Origin of the sequence: Mycobacterium sp. 852002-51613_SCH5001154 (assembly GCF_001667425.1) — a bacterium.
In the GTDB taxonomy this organism is placed as follows: Bacteria; Actinomycetota; Actinomycetes; order Mycobacteriales; family Mycobacteriaceae; genus Mycobacterium.
Genome location: NZ_LZII01000016.1, coordinates 86,071 through 104,056, shown reverse-complemented (window position 1 = coordinate 104,056; position 17,986 = coordinate 86,071). Strand labels below are relative to the sequence as shown.

Annotated in this window: 10 protein-coding genes; 4 read left to right on the top strand and 6 right to left on the bottom strand. The window is 69.3% G+C overall.

Annotated elements, in window-relative coordinates; translation table 11 throughout:
- Positions 1–129: 129 nt before the first annotated feature.
- Positions 130–804, bottom strand: a complete 675-nt coding sequence (locus A5750_RS05620) for an LpqN/LpqT family lipoprotein (RefSeq protein WP_066952044.1) — start codon at positions 802–804, stop codon at positions 130–132.
- A gap of 188 nt (positions 805–992) precedes the next feature.
- Here A5750_RS05620 and A5750_RS05615 point away from each other — a divergent pair, with 188 nt between their 5' ends.
- Complete coding sequence (locus tag A5750_RS05615) at positions 993–3,626, top strand: GH92 family glycosyl hydrolase (RefSeq protein WP_066952043.1); 2,634 nt, start codon at positions 993–995, stop codon at positions 3,624–3,626.
- A 13-nt stretch (positions 3,627–3,639) separates the two neighbouring features.
- Here A5750_RS05615 and A5750_RS05610 read toward each other — a convergent pair whose 3' ends face one another.
- Entirely contained in the window at positions 3,640–6,018 is a 2,379-nt protein-coding gene (locus tag A5750_RS05610) for a lysylphosphatidylglycerol synthase transmembrane domain-containing protein (RefSeq protein ID WP_066952042.1), read from the bottom strand.
- A gap of 161 nt (positions 6,019–6,179) precedes the next feature.
- Between A5750_RS05610 and A5750_RS05605 the strand changes: the two genes are divergently transcribed.
- Positions 6,180–7,127 carry a class I SAM-dependent methyltransferase gene (locus tag A5750_RS05605; RefSeq protein ID WP_066952064.1) on the top strand — a complete coding sequence of 316 codons (948 nt, stop codon included), beginning with the start codon at positions 6,180–6,182 and terminating at the stop codon, positions 7,125–7,127.
- On the opposite strand, the gene A5750_RS05600 is transcribed toward A5750_RS05605, so the two are convergent.
- Positions 7,124–7,846: a TVP38/TMEM64 family protein gene (locus tag A5750_RS05600; RefSeq protein WP_066952040.1), complete on the bottom strand. Its 723-nt coding sequence runs from the start codon at positions 7,844–7,846 to the stop codon at positions 7,124–7,126. The two genes, A5750_RS05605 and A5750_RS05600, sit on opposite strands and share 4 nt — an antisense overlap.
- Before the next feature lie 110 nt (positions 7,847–7,956).
- On the opposite strand from A5750_RS05600, the gene A5750_RS05595 reads away from it, so the two are divergent.
- Both A5750_RS05595 and A5750_RS05590 read left to right on the top strand, forming a co-directional pair.
- The gene (locus A5750_RS05595) at positions 7,957–9,075 is read left to right on the top strand and encodes a DUF2235 domain-containing protein (RefSeq protein ID WP_066952039.1); all 1,119 of its coding nucleotides are present in this window, start codon (positions 7,957–7,959) and stop codon (positions 9,073–9,075) included.
- A 12-nt stretch (positions 9,076–9,087) separates the two neighbouring features.
- Complete coding sequence (locus A5750_RS05590) at positions 9,088–9,648, top strand: phospholipase D-like domain-containing protein (protein ID WP_066952038.1); 561 nt, start codon at positions 9,088–9,090, stop codon at positions 9,646–9,648.
- Here A5750_RS05590 and recD read toward each other — a convergent pair.
- From recD to recC, 3 genes are read right to left on the bottom strand one after another with little or no spacing between them, the layout of a single operon-like run.
- The gene (gene recD, locus A5750_RS05585) at positions 9,645–11,342 is read right to left on the bottom strand and encodes an exodeoxyribonuclease V subunit alpha (RefSeq protein ID WP_066952060.1); all 1,698 of its coding nucleotides are present in this window, start codon (positions 11,340–11,342) and stop codon (positions 9,645–9,647) included. The genes A5750_RS05590 and recD overlap by 4 nt on opposite strands.
- Before the next feature lie 26 nt (positions 11,343–11,368).
- Entirely contained in the window at positions 11,369–14,668 is a 3,300-nt protein-coding gene (gene recB, locus A5750_RS05580; RefSeq protein ID WP_066952062.1) for an exodeoxyribonuclease V subunit beta, read from the bottom strand.
- Between the two features lie 13 nt (positions 14,669–14,681).
- On the bottom strand, positions 14,682–17,981 hold the full coding sequence (recC, locus tag A5750_RS05575; protein WP_067261523.1) for an exodeoxyribonuclease V subunit gamma: 3,300 nt from the start codon (positions 17,979–17,981) through the stop codon (positions 14,682–14,684).
- Between the last annotated feature and the right edge of the window lie 5 nt (positions 17,982–17,986).

Sequence of the window (17,986 nt, the reverse complement as noted above, 5' to 3'; positions counted from 1 at the left end):
CGGGGGGGCCGGGGTGTTTGGCCTGGGGGGGGGGTGGGCTTGCGTTTCCGGAAACGCATTGGGGGGGGGGGGGGGGGTGGGGGGGGGGGCGCGGGGGGGGGACCCCTGCGGCGCCACCACTTCCCTCGCTCAGGGGGTGATGGTGGTCTGGTCGTCGATGACGTTGGCGGCGTCCATCAACGGGCCTTCATCGGTCTGCGGGCCCTCGGCGTTGAGCTGGAGCACGTAGACCGCGCCCTGGCTGGGGATCACCACCGTCTTCTGGGCGATGACGCGGGCGCTGCCGTCCTTCTGGTACGTGCCTTTGAGCTGCCACGCCTGGAAACCGCCGAGCGTGGACGCGGTCCCGTCGCCGCTGCCCTGGTAACCGGGCAGGTTCTGCACCTCGCCCGGGGCGTACTGGATGAGCTTCGCCGGGTCGACGTCGCCGGAGAGCCTGGAGTACAACGCCGAGATGGTGGGCGGATCGGCGGGGTTGGTGGGCTGGGTGAAGACGATGCCGCCGTACGACGTGCCGGCGTTCTGGTTGAGCTGCCAGCCGGCGGGCACCGGCAGGTCGACGTTCGGGCCGGGATCGCCGTGGTGAACGGGCGTCTCGGTGATGTGGTTGTCCTTGACGTAGTCGGCGATGGTGTATTTCGCTTTCGCGGCCGGGGCGGAGCTGGTTGCGGCCGACGTCGTGGACGTTGAGGTGGATGTGGACGTCGAAGTCGACGATTGACTGCCGGATTTGTGGTCGTTGCCGCAACCGACGAGCGCCAAACTCAGCGCTACGGAAATGGTTGCTAGCGTCAAATGTTTCATAATCCAATCTCCCGAAAATGGGGCCGGTACCAGCGCCGGCCACGCCGAAATGACAGTAGCCGAAATGGCCTGCAACTTCGCCGGTATCTTTTGCTCTTTTTGGCGCTAGCGCGAGCGGCCCGTAAATCGTTATCCAATTCGTCTGGAAAACACTCACCCAGAACCGCGTTGTCCAGTAAGAGACAGGTATGCGGTCACGAAGGGCCCTCGTCGCGCTGCTGGCGGCGTCGGTCGTCTTCATGGCGTTCATCGCCGCGGCGCCGCCGCCCATTGCTTACGACGGTGAGCCCGCATTCGTCGCCAACCCGGCCGACCACGTCGCCACGTTGATCGGCACCGGGACGGGCGGCCAGACGGTGGGGGAGATCAACAACTTCCCGGGCGCCGCCGTGCCGTTCGGGATGGTGCAGTACTCGCCCGACACCGTCGGCAACTACGCCGGCTACAACTACGACAACCCGCGCGCAAGCGGGTTCAGCATGACGCACGCCTCGGTGGGTTGCGCCGCATTCGGTGACATCTCGATGTTGCCGACCACCAATGCAATTGGCTCGCAACCATGGAAGGCCTGGGAACGGATCGCGCACGACGACACCGAAAGGGGAGTGCCGGGCTACTACACTGTGCGGTTCCCGGGCACCCGGGTGAAGGCGGAACTCACCGCCACCACGCACACGGGTGTCGGCCGATTCAGCTACCCGCGCAACGGCCGCCCCGCCCTGCTGCACGTGCGCTCCGGGGCGTCGCTGGCGGGCAACTCCCGCGCGACCATCCAGATCGGTGAGGACAAAACCACGATCACCGGCTGGGCGACCAGCGGCGGATTCTGCGGCAAGAACAACACGTACACGGTCTATTTCGCGATGAAGTTCAGCCAGCCATTCGTTTCGTACGGAGCGTGGGATGGCAATGCGGTGTATCCCGGTACCCGCAGCGCGAATTCGCCGTACAGCGGCGGCTACGTGGAATTCCCGGCGGGAGCCGTGCTCGAGGTGCGGACCGCGATCTCCTACGTCGGTATCGACGGAGCGCGGGCCAACCTGGCGGCCGAGGATGGGGCGAGCTTCGACGACGTGCGTGGCGCTGCGTGGAGGATGTGGAACGCCACGCTGTCGCGGATCTCGGTCGCCGGCCGTAATGCCGACGACCTCGAGACGTTTTACACCGCGCTCTATCGATCGTTGCTGCACCCCAACACCTTCAACGACGCGGACGGACGCTACATCGGATTCGACGGCGCCGTGCACACCGTGGCCGCGGGCCACACGCAGTACGCCAACTTCTCCGACTGGGACACCTACCGATGTTTGGCGGCTTTGCAGGCGCTGCTGTTTCCGGACCGGGCAAGCGACATGGCCCAATCGCTGGTGAACGACGCCGAACAGAGCGGAGCGCTGCCACGGTGGGCGCTGGCCAACGCCGCGACCGCGGAGATGAGCGGGGACAGCGTGGTACCGCTCATCGCGAACTTGCACGCCTTCGGTGCCGAGGACTTCGACACCAAGACTGCGCTGCGCTACATGGTGAACGCGGCGACGAAAGGCGGTGTCGGGCTTAACGGTTACGTCGAAAGGCCGGGGATCGACACGTATCTGCAATTCGGTTACGCGCCGTTCTCCTTCGAGTTCCGCACCGATGGCTGGGTCGCCGCCGCGTCGATCACGCTCGAGTGGTCGGTCGACGACTTCACCATCTCGCGGTTCGCCGATTCACTTCCAGACGCGGCGACCGCCGCCGAATTCCAAGGCCGGTCGCAATACTGGCAGAACCTGTTCAACCCGACCACCGGGTACATCTCACCCCGCAACTGGACCACCTTCTTCCGCGCCGGCCCGGCGTTCGTGGTGTCCCCGAAGGATTTCGGCCAGATCGGGTTCGACGAGGGCAACGCCACGCAGTACGTCTGGTGGGTGCCGCACAACGTGGCCGGCCTGGTGACCGCGCTCGGCGGCCGCGAGGCGGTGGCCGGGCGGCTCGACGGCTTCACCAAGAAGCTGAACGTCGGCCCCAACGAGCCCTACCTGTGGGCCGGCAACGAACCCGGCTTCGGGGTGCCGTGGCTGTACAACTACGTCGGTCAACCGTGGAAGGCGCAGCGCACGGTCGACCGGGTGCGTGGGCTGTTCGGACCGACGGCCGACGGGGAGCCGGGCAACGACGATCTGGGCGCGCTGGCCAGCTGGTACGTCTGGGCGGCCCTGGGCCTCTACCCGAGCACGCCGGGAACGTCGATCCTCACCGTGGCCGCACCGATCTTCGACCGTGCCGTGCTCGCGCTCCCCGGCGGCAGAGCCATTCGGATCTCCGCGCCGGGAGCTTCCGGGCCGCGCCACCTCAAATACATCAGCGGCCTGCGTGTCGGCGGCCGGCCCACCGATCACACCTGGTTGCCCGAGTCATTCATCCGCACCGGCGGGGACCTGAGCTTCTCGCTCGTCGCCTATCCGGACAGGACTTGGGGCACAAGCGAATCGTCCGCGCCGCCGTCCTTCGGTGCGGGCAGTTCGGCGGTAACCGTCAACGTCCCCAGCCCCATCGTCACGATCGAGCCGGGCACGACGGGCACCGTGAAAATCGACGCCCAACGCATGATCGGTGATGCCGGCGGCTACACCGTCACCGGCACCGCCTCGGACGTCGGTATCAGCGTGACGCCAGCGACGGGACAGTTCTCCCCGGACGGATCGGCGAGCATCGACGTACCCATCAAGGTCGAACGGTCGGTGGCCCCGGAGTACTACCTGGTGTACTTGACCTCTACGGTCGGCCAAAGCGCGCGCACCTCAACCATTCTCGTGGTCGTGCAGCCTGGAACCGAGTGATCCGGGGCGCGCTTTAGATCATCTCGTTCTTGGTCAACCACCGCATCACCGGCCAGCCGGCGAACACGGGCAGCCAACAGGTGAGCACCCGATACAGCAGAACGGACGGCACACCGATGGCCGCCGGCACCCCGAAGGCGGCCAGGCCACCGATCAGCGCGGCTTCGACGGCCCCGACCCCGCCGGGCGTCGGCGCGGCGGACGCCAGCGTTCCGCCGACCATGGTGACCACGGTGCAGGTGACGAACGAAGCGCCGCCGCCGAATGCTTCGACGCTGGTCCACAGGGCCAGCGCAGCACCCAGAGTCGTTCCCGCGCAGCCGGCTACGATCAGCGCCAGTCGTTTCGGTTCCCGGGCGACCTCGACGAGGTCGGTTGTCACCTCTTTGAGTTTGGGGCGCACGTCGGTGGCCAGCCAGCGTCGCAGGGTGGGGACGAACAGAAAGGTGCCGACAATCCCGAGCGCCAGGCCCGCGATCAGGTAGAGGACCGTGGCGGTGGGGACGAAGTGCGACAGGTTCATCGACGCGCCGGCGACGGTGCTGAACAGGATCAGCAACACGAGGTGCATGATCACCTGCACGGATTGCTGCAGGGCCACCGCCGTGGTGGCCCGCATGGCGGACAGCCCGCCGCCCTTTTGCAGGTACCGTGTGCTCAGCGCGAGGCCGCCCACTCCCGCCGGGGTGGTGGTGGCGGCAAAAGTGTTGGCCACCTGCGCGATTGACAGCCTCCAGAAGTTCACCGTCTCGTCGGCGGACGCCCACAGCGCGGCGGCCGCCCCGACGTAGGTCAGCGCCGAGACCCCCAGGCCCAGCAGCGCCCACCACCAGTTCGCGGTCCTCAGCTGGGAGAAGAACGTGGGCGCGGTGCTGATGAAGGGGTACGCCACATAGACCAGGGCGCCGAAGAGCACCAGCTGAATGATCTGGCCGCGGGTGAATCGGGTGATGGTTTCGGGTTTGATCTGGTCGGCCCCGGTCTGCCGCTTCACCTCCGCGCGGGCGGCCGATATGACGGCGCCCGCATCCGAGATTGACCTGCGAATGGGCCGCGGCACAGCGACTTTCGTCAATCGACGCGACGCGCGCAGGATGGTGTCCCGATCGAACGCCTCGATCGCGGCGGCCACCGCCGCTTTGGGGTCATACAGGGCCGAGGTCGTCACCAGCAGCTGAGCGATATCGGATTGGAGTTGAGCTTCGGTGGCGCCGTATTCGGCGCTGTGAAAGCCGCCGAAGAGCACGGTGCCGTCGTCGACGGTGATTTCGTTGCCTCGCAGGTCGCCATGCGCGATCTGCTGGTCGTTGAGGATCCGCAGGGCTTGCCACACCTGCTGAACCGGCGTGGACTGTGCGCATCGACCGAGCGGAAGGCCATCGGGCGGCTTGTGCGAGTACAGGATCCAGCCCCGATCGAGGGTGGCGACGGCGATCGTCGCGGTGTTGGCCAGGTTCACCTGCCCGACGGCGATCGTCATCAGGGCGCGATGCTCGACGGCGCGGCGCATGGAGGTCACCAGGGGTGCGGTCTCGGTGTCGCGCAGGCGCAGCTTGATCCACAGCTGGCGCAGCGTGCCGCCGCTGCGCTGATGCGGGCCGTAGAGCTCGACGACCGCTGCGCGGTCGGGCTCGTCGCATCCGGCCGAAAGGACGAGCGGGCCGCGGCCGGCCGGCCGGACCACGCTGAGCCGCGAAACCACGAACCCGCGCCTGGCCATCGCGCGCACCGCCGCCTCCAGGGGCACCTCAAGCGCTGGGGTGCCGACCACGAGCACCACCAGCGAGCCGACGAGCCAGCCGACGGCCAGGCCCAACAGGGCGCGGGCCGGCACGATGGCGCTGACGACGAGGTGGATCGGCACGAAGGCCAGCAGCAGCGCCCACCACCAACGCCGCCAGCGCGCGGGCAGCCACGGCCCCGAGACGGTCAGCACCGCCGCCAGCATCCCGATCCAGCGCGGGTCGTCGAGGAACTGCCCCAACACGGTCTGCAGGCGTTCGGAGAGGTCGAAGTGCCAGCGCGGCGCCGAAAACCCGTTGCCGCCCGCCGACAGCGGCAGCGCCGCCAGCAGCGCGGCCGCCGCATACGCCCCGAGCAGTTTCCATTGCCGCCCGACGATAAGGCCGATCAGGATCATGAAGGGCAGGGCCAGGATCGCCAGGCCGTACGCGAGGTACACCAGGTCGGCCTGTCGCGGGGAGAGCACCCCGACGATCTGCGAGATCGACTTTTCCAGCGCGTCCCACTGCGGCCGGGTGATCAGCGAACTGGTGATCACCACGGCGAGGAAGGTCGCGCTCGCGGCCAGCCGCAGGATGTCGTTGGTGCGCCGGGTCAACGGCTGCAGCAAGCTGCCGGAAACGCTGACCTCGCGCCCGTCGACTCGCATGTTGTGCCGATCCTTCGGATCCGTTCGGCGCCGCTGATCGATCCCGCTCGCCGGCTCGCCGACAACTTAACGCCGATACCCGGTTGCGCGACAGCTCCCGCCAACCTGGCGCGCGTAGGGTCGTGTACGTAGGTGAGCTAGCGAAATCGGAGGGCGTGAGCGTGGCCAGAACGGACAACGACACCTGGGAGATCACCGAGAGCGTGGGGGCGACGGCGTTGGGGGTGGCCTCCGCCCGCGCGGCCGAGACGCGCAGCGAGAATCCGTTGATCCGCGATCCCTTTGCGCAGGTTTTCCTCGACGCCGCCGGCGACGGGGTGTGGAACTGGCATTCGGCGCCGCAGCTGCCGGACGAACTCGTCGAGGCCGAACCCGAGTTGCCGCTGCAGATGCAGGCGATGGTCGGCTACATGGCCTCGCGTACCGCGTTTTTCGACGAGTTCTTCCTGGCCGCCACGCGCGCCGGCATCCGGCAGGCGGTGATCCTGGCGGCGGGCCTGGACGCGCGGGCATGGCGGCTGCAATGGCCGGACGGCGGATGCGTCTACGAGTTGGACCAGCCCCGGGTGCTGGACTTCAAATTGTCGACGCTGGCCGAACACGGGGCGCAGCCCGCGTGCCACCGGATCGCCGTCCCGGTCGACCTGCGCCACGATTGGCCGGCGGCGTTGCGGCAGGCCGGGTTCGACCCCTCGGCGCCCAGCGTGTGGTCGGCCGAGGGGCTGATGCCGTACCTGCCTGCGGCCGCACAGGAGCTGCTGTTCGACCGCGTTCATGGGCTGGCCGCCCCCGGCAGCCGGGTGGCCGTGGAGGCGCTGGGTCCGAAGTTCCTCGATCCGGAGTTCCGCGCGAAGCGCCGTGCGCGGATGGACCGGGTCCGCGCCTTGATGGCGCGGGTGGACCCGGCTCGAGAGGTGCCGAGGACCGACGAGCTGTGGTATTTCGAGGAGCGCGAGGACGTCGGTGAGTGGTTCCGCCGCCATGGCTGGAGCGTGACTGTCACCCCGTCCGACAAGCTGATGGCCGGCTATGACCGCGCGGCGCCCAAGGAGGTAGAGGACGCCGTGCCGGGAAACCTGTTCGTGTCCGCCGAGCGAGCGGGAAACTAGCGGCCGTCCGCTTCGGAGTCCTCGCGACGGCCGGCGCGCCAATGCCGGTAGCCGCGGTGTGCGGCGAACGCGCCGACGACGGCGGTGACGCACCAGACCGCGATCGCGGCGTACGCCAGCGGCGACGACCGGTTCCCGATCGAGGCGCCCAGCGCGGTGTAGGCGAACGCTCGCGGGACCGACCCGACAAACGCGCCAATAGCCATCTGCCACAACGGAACTCCGAATGCCCCGAACGCATAGGACGCGAGCGCGTCGGAGATGCCCGGGACGAAGCGCTGACCGACCACCGCCCACAGACCGCGACGTTCGATCAAGGCGTCCATGCGGTCGGTCCGTTTCGGCCCCAACAGCGAACGCGCGCTGTCCCGGCCCGCCCGGCGGCCGATGAGGCTGGCGACCACGGCGGTACCCACGGTCGCGCCGAGCGTCACGAAGACACCCAGTACAGGACCGAACAACAGCCCGCTGGCCGCGGCCAGAATCGAGCCGGGCACGAACAACGCGCCCAGGACGGCCGATACGGCGACGTAGGTCACCGGCGCCGCCGGACCCGTCGCCGACACCACGCGCCGCACCTCCTCGATGTTGATGATTCGCGCGACGGCCACCAGGTAGAACAGCACGAGGAGGAACACGACGAACACGGCGAGCCGCACGATGTGAGTGCGGCGGGAGGCGGGTTGGGCGTCGGGTTGGGAATCGTCGCTGTCGTCCATGCTGACCGCGATTCTTCCGCACCGGCCCGCGAAAGGCGTCACGGCCCGTGCGCCGCCGCCGTAGAGTGCTACGCATCAGGGAGTTGAATACCTGTGAGAGGCCTTCCTCGATGCCCGAGCACCCTGAACCACCGCGGGGCAAGCGGATTGTCGTCTGCCTCGACGGCACCGCCAACCAAATCGGAGCCGGGAATCTCACCAACGTCGCCAAGCTCTTCGAGATGCTGGAGAAGGACGATCCGGCCGGCCAGCTCGCCTACTACGACCCCGGCGTCGGCACCCTGGCGCCGGCATCGGCGCATTGTTCGCTGTCGCGCGCCAAGGACTTACTGTTCGAGCAGGCATTCGGCCTGGGGCTGAAAGGCAATGTCGCACAGGCCTACCGCTACGTGATGCAGCATTGGCGCCCGGGCGACGCGCTCTACATCTTCGGATTCAGCCGCGGCGCCTACACCGCGCGTGCGTTGGCCGGCATGCTGCTGCGGCCGGGTTTGATGCGGCCCGGCTCGGAGAACCTGCTGCCCTATGCGGTCGAAAAGTACGCCATCAATCGGTATTTCACTCAGGACGAGTATGCCCACTGGGCCGAGTTCGCCCGCGCATTCTGCTGGCGCACCGAGGGCGAGCCGCTGTTTTCCACTGTTCGGCAGAACAGCCCGAGTCAGGTGTGGCATCACGCGGTGCCGGTGGCGTATCTCGGCCTGTGGGACACCGTCAAGGCGGCCGGTTTCCTGAGGTTGGGTAACCTGCGCTGGCCCTACACCCGCTCGCTGCCCAACGTGGCGCGCATTCGCCACGCTGTCTCGATCGACGAACGTCGCCGCCCCTACCGGGAGTACCTCGTCGAGCGCCATCCGCAGGGACTTCAGGAACGCTGGTTCGCCGGCGTGCACGCCGATGTCGGCGGCACGTTCATGCCCGATCACCGGCTTGCCACGATCGCGTTGAAGTGGGTCACCGACGGGATCGTCGGCGAACTGGCGATCGACCCGGCGGCCTACCGGCAGCAGTGCGCGGTGACCGAAGACTTCGCGGACGCGCCGATCCACGACAACGGCAAATTGTGGTACCTCCTCGGTCGCCGGCGGAGGCCGATGGGCCCCGACGCGCTGGTGCACCCGAGCGTCCTTGTGCGCCGTCGCGACAACCCGGGCTACCTACCGAATCTGACCGACGAAGCGCAACGGCTCAGCGCCGACCCGGCCGACTGGACCTCCCCCGCGTTGTAAAGGAGAAACGCCATGGCGCTCAGTTCGCTGACCACTCTCGACCAGTACAAAGCCGCGCCGTTTCCGCCCGGCTATCCCGACAACACGCGAACGTTCTACAGCCCGGTCGACCGTGTGCATGAGGCGCTCAAGGATTTGTTGACGTCGGCCGACAAGAGCATCGTGGTCGCGATGTATGGCTACGATGACACCGAACTGAATTCGGTGCTGCAGTCGTCGCTGAACGACGAAAAGATCTATGTGCAAATGAGTCTCGACTCCACTCAAGCCGCGGGCAAGTCCGAGCGTGCTCTGCTTGCCCCGTGGCTCAACGACAAGACCGGCAACAGCATCGCGATCGGTCACAGCGAGAAGTCGGCGATCATGCACCTGAAGATGGTGATCATCGACGGCGTCGACGTCATCACCGGTTCGACCAACTGGTCCACCGGCGGAGAGTCCAAGCAGGACAACCAGCTCACCGTGATCCGGGACCCGTACGTGTGCGCGGAAGCCCGGTCGCGGATCGACATCATTCACGACGGCATGCTCAAGCAGATGGCGGCCAAGGCGCAATCCGGCGGCGCGCCCTAGGTGACATCGCCCTGACTTGAGGCGCGCAGCCGCTGTGCCAGTCCGGTCGCGCGCACGGCGCGGCGCTCGATGGCCGCGCGCACGGAATCCTCGGAACCTGCCACCCGGACCTTGGTCTTCGCCCGCGTCACGGCCGTGTAGAACAATTCGCGGGTCAGCAGCCGCGAATCCTCCGGCGGCATCAGCACCGTCACCTCGTCGGCCTGGCTGCCCTGGCTCTTGTGGATCGTCATCGCATGCATGGTCTCGATGTCGGTGAGCCGGCTGGTCGCGAAGCTCAGCGCCCCGCCGGCGCCGGCGATGACGGCCCGAAGCCCGTCGCTGCCGACAACGACCACCCCGGCATCCCCGTTATAGACCTTGAGCCCATAGTCGTTGGCGGTCACCAGGACTGGCCGACCGGCATACCACGGCGACGATATGGGCTGACCCGTCTCGTCGGCGAGCCAGCGCTCCACCTGCCGGTTCCAGTGCGACACCCCGTACGGCCCGTGCCGGTGCGCGCACAACAGCCGGTGCTCGTCGAGCGTCGCCAACGCCGCCCCGGTGGCGCCGAGCACCGCGGCCTCCCGCACCCTCAGCGCGTGCGGAACCAGGACCGCGCGCAGCCGGTCGGTCGGCCCGTCGGAGTCGACCCACTCGACGTGGTCGCCGCCGGCCCGCAGCAACTCCAGCACGCGGTCGGCATCGCCGACCCGGATCGCTTCGGCCAGCGCACCGATCGACTCGCCGAAGCGATGCGGCGTGCGCAGGGCCGCGACCCGCACGTCGTCGCGGGTGGCGAGCCCGTCCACCAGATCGGCCAGCACCGCGCCGGCTTCCACCGAGGCGAGCTGGTCGGGATCGCCCACCAGGATCAGCCGCGTATCGGGCCGTACCGCCTCCAGGAGGCGGGCCATCATCGTCAGCGACACCATCGACGTCTCGTCCACGACGATGACGTCGTGCGGCAGCCGGTTGCCGCGATTGTGCTTGAATCGCACCGACGTATCCGGCCGCGAGCCCAGCAGCCGATGCAGCGTCGTCGCCGGCAGGCCCATCAGGCGCGCCCGGTCCGCGGCGTCCAGCCGCTGCACCTCGGCGGCCACCGCCTCGGCGAGCCGCGCCGCCGCCTTGCCGGTCGGCGCGGCCAGCGCGATCCGGGGCCGCGGGCGGCCACCAAGCTCGGCCTGCCCGGCCAGCACGGCAAGCAGCCGCGCCACCGTGGTGGTCTTGCCGGTGCCCGGCCCGCCCGTCAGCACGGTAACCGCTTGCGAGACCGCGATTTCGGCGGCCGCGCGTTGCTCGTCATATCCGGGTGGAAAGAGCCGCTCGAGGGCGGACGCATCGCCTTTCGCCCGGGGAACGGAGAGCGCGAGCAGGTCGGCGCACACCTGCTCCTCCTCGAGCCAGTACCGGTCCAGGTACACCAGTTCCCCGAACAGCCGCAGCACCGGCGGAGAGCCGAGCAGCGGACTGCACCGCACGGCGGCCATCCACTCGTCGGCATCGGGCCAGGGCAGGTCCGCATCGCCGACTTGCGCGGCAACCGCCCGCAGGTCCACGCACACCGACCCGCCCCGCAGCGCGCGCACCAGCAGCGCGACCGCCAGGGCCACCCGCTCGTCGGGCTCGCCTGCGAGCGTCGTAAGCCGCCGCGCCACATGGACATCGGCGGCCTCGAAGACGCCGGCCTCGGTGTACGTGCGCAGCATGCCCTCGGCGGCGATCGTCTCCAGCGTCAAGCGACCGCCCTCCCGTCGAGCAGGTCCGACAATTCGGCTACCAACGACGACGGCGGCCGCCAGCTGAACACCCCCGCGGGGTGACCGTCGGCCACGGGTGTGGCCGCGCCGCACATCCCGCGCACGAAGAGGTAGAGGACCCCGCCCAGATGCCGGGCCGGGTCGTAGTCGGGCAGCCGCCACCGCAGGAACCGGTGCAGCACAACGCTGTACAGCAGCGCCTGCAGCGGGTAGTCCGAGTGCAGCATCGCCTCGACCAGCCGTGGCCGCTCGTAATCGGCGGACGTCAGCGGCCGGTCGGGATCGCCGAGCCAGTTGGTTTTGTAGTCGACCACCAGATAGCGGTGCGCCGCGCCGTCGGGCACGCGCAGCACGGCGTCGACGGAGCCGGTGAGATAGCCGCGCAACGGCTGATCACCAAGGGGGCGGCTGATCAACCGATCGGCATAGGACGCCAGCGCGTCGTCGGCCGGAAGGTGCGCGCGCAGTAGCGCGCCCATGTCCGCCAGACGGATCTCGGGCGAGGTCGAGCGTAGATCGCCGCCTACCAGCGGGAATTCGAAGTCCAACTCGCGCAACCGATCCCGGAGCCCGATCCGGCGCAGGGTCAGATCACCGGCCAGCGGACCCAACGGCGTGTCGTGCATGGGTACCATGGCCGCCGCCAGCACATCCGGGGGCACGTCGACCGGCCACCACACCGAGTGGCCGCGGATGTGCGACTCCAACTCGGCGGCCAGGTCGGTGGCCAACGGGTCGGTCGTCTCCAGCACGGCGTGCACCAGCGTGCCGAACTTCGCGCCCATCGGCAGGTCCGCCATCGGCGACGGCACTTCCGGCCCGGATACGGTCTGGGCCAACGGAATATCACCGGCTTCGTCGTCCAGTTCGGTGACCTCCGGCTCGCTGCTCACCCCGATCGACCCGAAGGTCTCCGCCACCCGGATCAGGCCGGAGTACGAGGTGCGTCGCCACCCCGTGTCGATGCCGCGGTGAAAGTGGCGGCTGTCCAGGCCGGACGGCACCGGCTCGGGCGGCACGGACGGCGCCGCGCCCACCACCGACCGCTCGATCACCGGACCGCCCGCCGCCTCCCATTCGCGCAATCGGGCCATCGCGTCGTCGTCGGAGATCTTGGCCGGTTCGCATCGGTCGGGTACGAAGGCCTCTCCCGGTCGGCGGCCGCGCAGGAGCCGCGACAGTCCGCCGTTGGGCTCGTCGAATGCCGGCGACCACCACGCCACGACCTGCGCCTGGGCGCGGGTCAGCGCGACATAGGTCAGCCGGCTGTCGTCGCTGGCGTCCTCCTGGCGGCCCAGCCTCTCGACGGTGTGGAAGTCCGGACTGTCCTTCCCGCCGATGTGCAGGCAGCGCACGCCCTCGTCATGGAAGAGCACCACATCGCGGTCCTGGGTATTGCGGTTGAACGCGAACGGCAGATACACGATCGGGTATTGCAGGCCCTTGCTCACGAAGACCGTCATGACCTGCACGGCCGCCGCGTCACTGTCCAGGCGCCGGTTGCGTTCGGGCGCGCCGCCGCGTTCGTCGCGCCGCCTGCGCAGCCAGTCGCGGAGCGCGGGCAGGCTGGAGCGCTCCCGGTGCGCGACCTCCTGCAGCAACTGCGCGATGTGTGCCAGGTCGGTCATGTGGCGTTCGCCGCCGTGGGCGGACAGCACGCGATCGCCGACGCCCGACAGCTGCGCGGCCTCGAAGATGGCCGCAACGCCGCGTTCGCGCGCGTGACCGGCCCACTCCCGCAACGTTTCCGCGACCCGGTCGGTCAGGGCGTCACCGCCGGCCGCCAACGATTCCGCGGTCTCGCCGAAGAACATCGTCGCCGCCGCGGCGCGCACCATGCCGGGCCGGTGCGGTTGGTCGAACGCCTCCAGCAGGCAGAGCCAGTCCTCGGCGGCGTCCGAGGAGAACACGTCGGAGTCGCCCGTGTATACCGCCGGAACGCCCGCGTCGCAGAGCGCCTTGAAGCAGGCGGCGGCGTCCTTGTGCTTCTCCACGATCACGGCGATGTCGCGGGCCTGCAGCGGCTCGCTGTCGAACTTGGCGCCGCTCGCCAGCAATGCGCGGACGTCGGCCGCCAGGTCGGTGCCGATGTGCGCCCGCAACTCGTCGATGGGCAGGTTTTGAACCCCGCGACGGCCCAACGTTTCTCGTTGCACCACCCGCAACCGGAACGGGTCATTGCGCGGGGCTCCGGCGAGCCGGTGACCCCGGTGGTAGGCGTCGACCTCGTCCACCACGATCGCGGGGTCGCCGAGTTGGGCGCCGCGCAGCACCACCTGCAGCCGATCGATGAGGGCCGAGTCGCTGCGCCAATTGACGGCCAGCGTCTTCTTCTCACCCGCCGTCTCGGCCGCCCGCAGATACGTCACGATGTCGCCGCCGCGAAACGCGTAGATGGCCTGCTTGGGATCGCCGATGAGGATCACCGTCGAGCGCCCGCTGAACGCGCGGTCGATCACCTGCCACTGCACCGGGTCGGTGTCCTGGAACTCGTCGACCATGACGATCGGCCAGCGGTGATGCATGCGGACCCGCGCGGGGGAGTCGTCGGTGGCCAGCGCATCGGCGAGCCGGCTCAGCAGGTCGTCGTAGTCGAGGACCCCCAGCCGCCGCTTGCGCGTGTCGAGTTCCGCGAGAACGTCTTTCGCGAAGGTTACGCACACGGCCGCCCGCGAGCCGGGCTCGGGGTCGCGCGGCCGCAGCTGCGCCGAGGGATTCCTGACGACCTCGCGAGCCAGCCGGAGCGCCTCCCGGTAACCCAGCGCCGGATCCTCGCGCTCCTGTCCGAAGTGCGCGAGGTAGAGGTCGTCGACGATCTCCACGATCAGCTCGTCGAGGCTCTCCAGCAGCGTCACGTTCGCGGCGGTGTCGCCGGCCACGCCCAGCGACTTCAACACCAGCTGGCAGAACTGGTGCGTGGTGGCGATCGTCGCCGCATCGAAGCGCGCCAGCGCGTCGCGGAGGCGCTGCTTGCGCACCGCGCGCTGCTCGTCGGTGCCCTCCAGAAGATGAGCCACCAACTCATTGGCGCCGGCACCGTCGTCGAAAGCGGCCACCGCCTCGACCATTTGGCCGCGCACGCGCTCCCGCAGCTCCTGGCTGGCGGCCCGGCCGAACGTGATGAGCAACATCTGGTCCAGCGTCGCCACGCCCTCGGCGACGTAGCGGGTGACCAGGCCCGCCAGCGCGAACGTCTTGCCGGTGCCCGCGCTGGCCTGCAACACGGTGGTGGACCGATCGGCGGGCAGCGGCCCGAGCAGGTCGAACCGCTCGATCACCGGCCTCATCTCAAGGCTTCCTTTCGGCACGCAGCATCGGCAGCCAAACCCGGGCGGCGTACGCGCCCAGCCGGGTGTCTTCGCCGTCGTGCTCCTCACCCGGGCGCGGCGGCCCCATCAGTTCGGTCAGCCGCGCGTTCTTGCCCCACGCGCGCACGTGTGCGGGTGCGGAGTCCTCCGCGGGATACCGCTCGCTGGATTTCCACCGGTATTGCGCCTCGCGCAGCGGATCGTCGCCGCAGTGCCGGGCGGCCGCCCATGCATAGGATGTCTTGATGGGCAACGGAATCGGCTCCCGGCGCCCGGCGTCGTAGATCGTCACCAGCTCACGCAGCACCGCCAGGGCGTCCTCGTGTGGCCGCCCGAGACCCTCCACACGCGGGGTGGTGCCCCTCTTGAGGCGGCCGATGCACACCGCCGACCAGTCGCGGTCGGGGTCGTGAGCGATCAACGCCAGCAAGGGAATCCACGACTCGAGCAGATGCTTGCCGTCCAGCTTGGAGTAGGTCACCGACACCAGCCGCTCCGCGTACACCGGCGCCACCGTGCCCGTGAGCCGCCGTCCGGAGCCGAGATCGATGTCGACGTCGTACGCGCGGGCGTCGGCCCGCCGGTGCTGCTGCGCGGCGGCCGCCAGCAGGGCGGCCTGATCGCGAATCTCGGTTGCCCTGCGCCAGCCCAGTTGTCCCGGTGGCAGGGTCCCCCGCCGCCATTCGGCCTGCCGGGCGTCGTCCGGTGTCCACCCGCGCAGGATGTCGCTAAGCATCCGGTCGCCGACCGTCCACTCCTCGAGGCCGTCGAGGTCGACGGGCATAGCGTCCTGCACGCCATCGACATCCCGCGGCAGCGTGAACTCCAGGGCGCGGAAGAAGCCCTTGACCGGGTCCTTGAAGAAGCTCACGAGGTCGGCGAGGATGACGTCCTCGGCCGACGGTGCCGGCAGCGGTCCCGAAATGAACTTGGGCGCTTCGCCGCGATCGCCCGCGGCGGCCCGCGCCGCCCGCAGCACGGTCGGGTCGAAGCTGAAGGGAACCTTCGGCACCAGCTTTCCCGGGATCACGTTGCGAACGTCGAAGGGCTGCAACGGATGCTCGACGACGATGCGCCCGCGAACCTTGCCCGTCTTCTCGCTCGACGCGGTCATGTCCAGGGTGTCCAGGAGCTCGGCCAGCGGCACCGCGGGCGGGCGCGGCTGGCCCGAGTACTCGTTGGCGCCGGTGTAGGTGATCACCAGCTTCTCGGTGGCCGCGCCGATGGCGTCCAGCAGCAATTGCCGGTCCTCCGAACGGATGTCACGTTCGCCGGTCATCGGGTCGCGGGCCAGCGCGTCGTCGCCGTCGACGACGCCGAGCCGTGGGAACACGCCGTCGTCGAGGCCCACCAGGCACACCACCCGGTGCGGCACCGAGCGCATCGGGACCATGGTGCAGACCGTCAGCGTGCCGCTGCGGAAGTTGGTCCGTGTCGGGCGCCCGGCGAGGCGCCCCTCGAGCAGTGCCCGGATGTCGGGCAGCCGCAGCATCGTGCCGGCGTGCGGTCCGGCGTCGGCCAGCGTCGAGGCGAACTCCCGCTGCATCTGACTGGTCTGCCACAGGTCCGAATCGTCGATGCGCGTCAGCAGCTCGATACCGTCAGCCAGCGCAGCCAACCAGTCGCGCAACGGCCGCGCGCCGGTGAGCGAGTCGACCGTATGTTGCAGCCGTTCCACGAATTCGGCGAACTGGCCGGCCAATTGGACGCGGTTGCTGCTGACATCGTCGAGGGGCAATGTCGCGTCCAGCCAGGCGTGCGAGTCGTCGGACATCGCGACGCCGGCCAGCACCCGGTCGATGCCGAAACGCCAAGTGTTGTGCACGAAGTCGACGTGGTACGGGCGCCGATGCTCCTGGTCGAACCCCCACCGGATGTTGGCCTGCCGGACCCAGCGGGTGATGGCCTCCAGGTCGTCGTCGGTGAAATCGAAGCGGGCGCGCACGGGCGCCACCTCGGCGAAGTCGAGCACCTCGCTGGCCGTCACCCGGCTGCCGGCCAGCGCCAGCAACCGCGAGGCCACGCCGAGCAGCGGATTGGTCTGCAGCGGAGAGCGATCCGCGAGCCGCACCCGCAACCGATGCGCGGGATGCGCGCCGTGCACCACGTCGCCCAGCCCGAAATCGGCGACGATCAGCGGCGCGTACGTCTCGATGTCCGGGCACATCACCAGGATGTCGCGCGGCTCCAGCGTCGGGTCGTCCTGCAGCAGGCCGAGCAACACCTCGCGCAGCACGTCGACCTGGCGTGCCGGGCCGTGGCAGTTGTGTACCTGCACGGAGCGGTCATCGTCCGCGAGGTTACGCCCTTGCGGCCGAACGGCATTCGCGGCGATGTCGGACTGCAGCCAGCCGAGCAGCGTGTCGGGACGTTCCGGCGCGGGGAGATGCTCGTCGGTCTGCGGATCGGCGGCCAGGCCGCGCTGAAGTTCACGCAGGTCCCGCCCGAGCGTGGCCAGCAGCGGATGGCCCACGGTGCGATGGCCGGTGTCCGCGCGGCGGGGGATGGCACCCCGGGCGCCGGCCAGCGCGCGCCACGATTGGTCGCTGGGATGCGGCAGCCACAGGTGCAACTCGTGGTGGGCGGACAACGCGTCCAGCAGCTCCACGTCGGTGCACGCCAACCGGGTATGGCCGAACAGGGACAGCCGCGCCGGCAGGTCGGCCCGGCCTTCGCGCAACCCGGCGAGGGTCTTCTGGTGGCGGATGTGCGGGGGATCGGCGGGCACGGCGGCCACCAGTGCCCGCCAGAGCTCCGGTTGCCAGGCCAGGTCGGGGTCGATGCCACTCGGATCGCCCGCCAGCCAATCGGCCAGCAGGCTCGGACGTTGCCTGGCGTAGGAGGCGAACAGGCCGGCGAGCCGGCGCGCCACCGAATAGCGGCGGCCGCGGCGCAGCTCGGCCTCCGCCTCCGTCGGCGCGAAGTGGCCCAAATGCGTTGCCAGGGTGCGGCACCACGGCTGATCCAACGAGCGGTCGATCACCTGCAGCAGCGGCCAGGCCATCGCGTCCGGTGACCACGGATCCTCGTCCCCCGTGCCGGTGAGTTCGGCGATCAGGGAGCCGGGGCTACGGAATACCACTCCGGCGCACACGCCGTCACCGCCCCGGGCACGACCGAGCACATGCGAGAGCCGCTGGCTGAGCCAGCGCTCCACGCCGCGTGCGGGCACCAGCACCAGTTCTTCGGCGAACGGGTCGGTCTGCGGATTTGCCAGCAGGGCGCCGAGACCGTCGGCAAGGAGATCGGTGCGTTCGGCACGGTGGAGATGAAGCGCCATTGCGG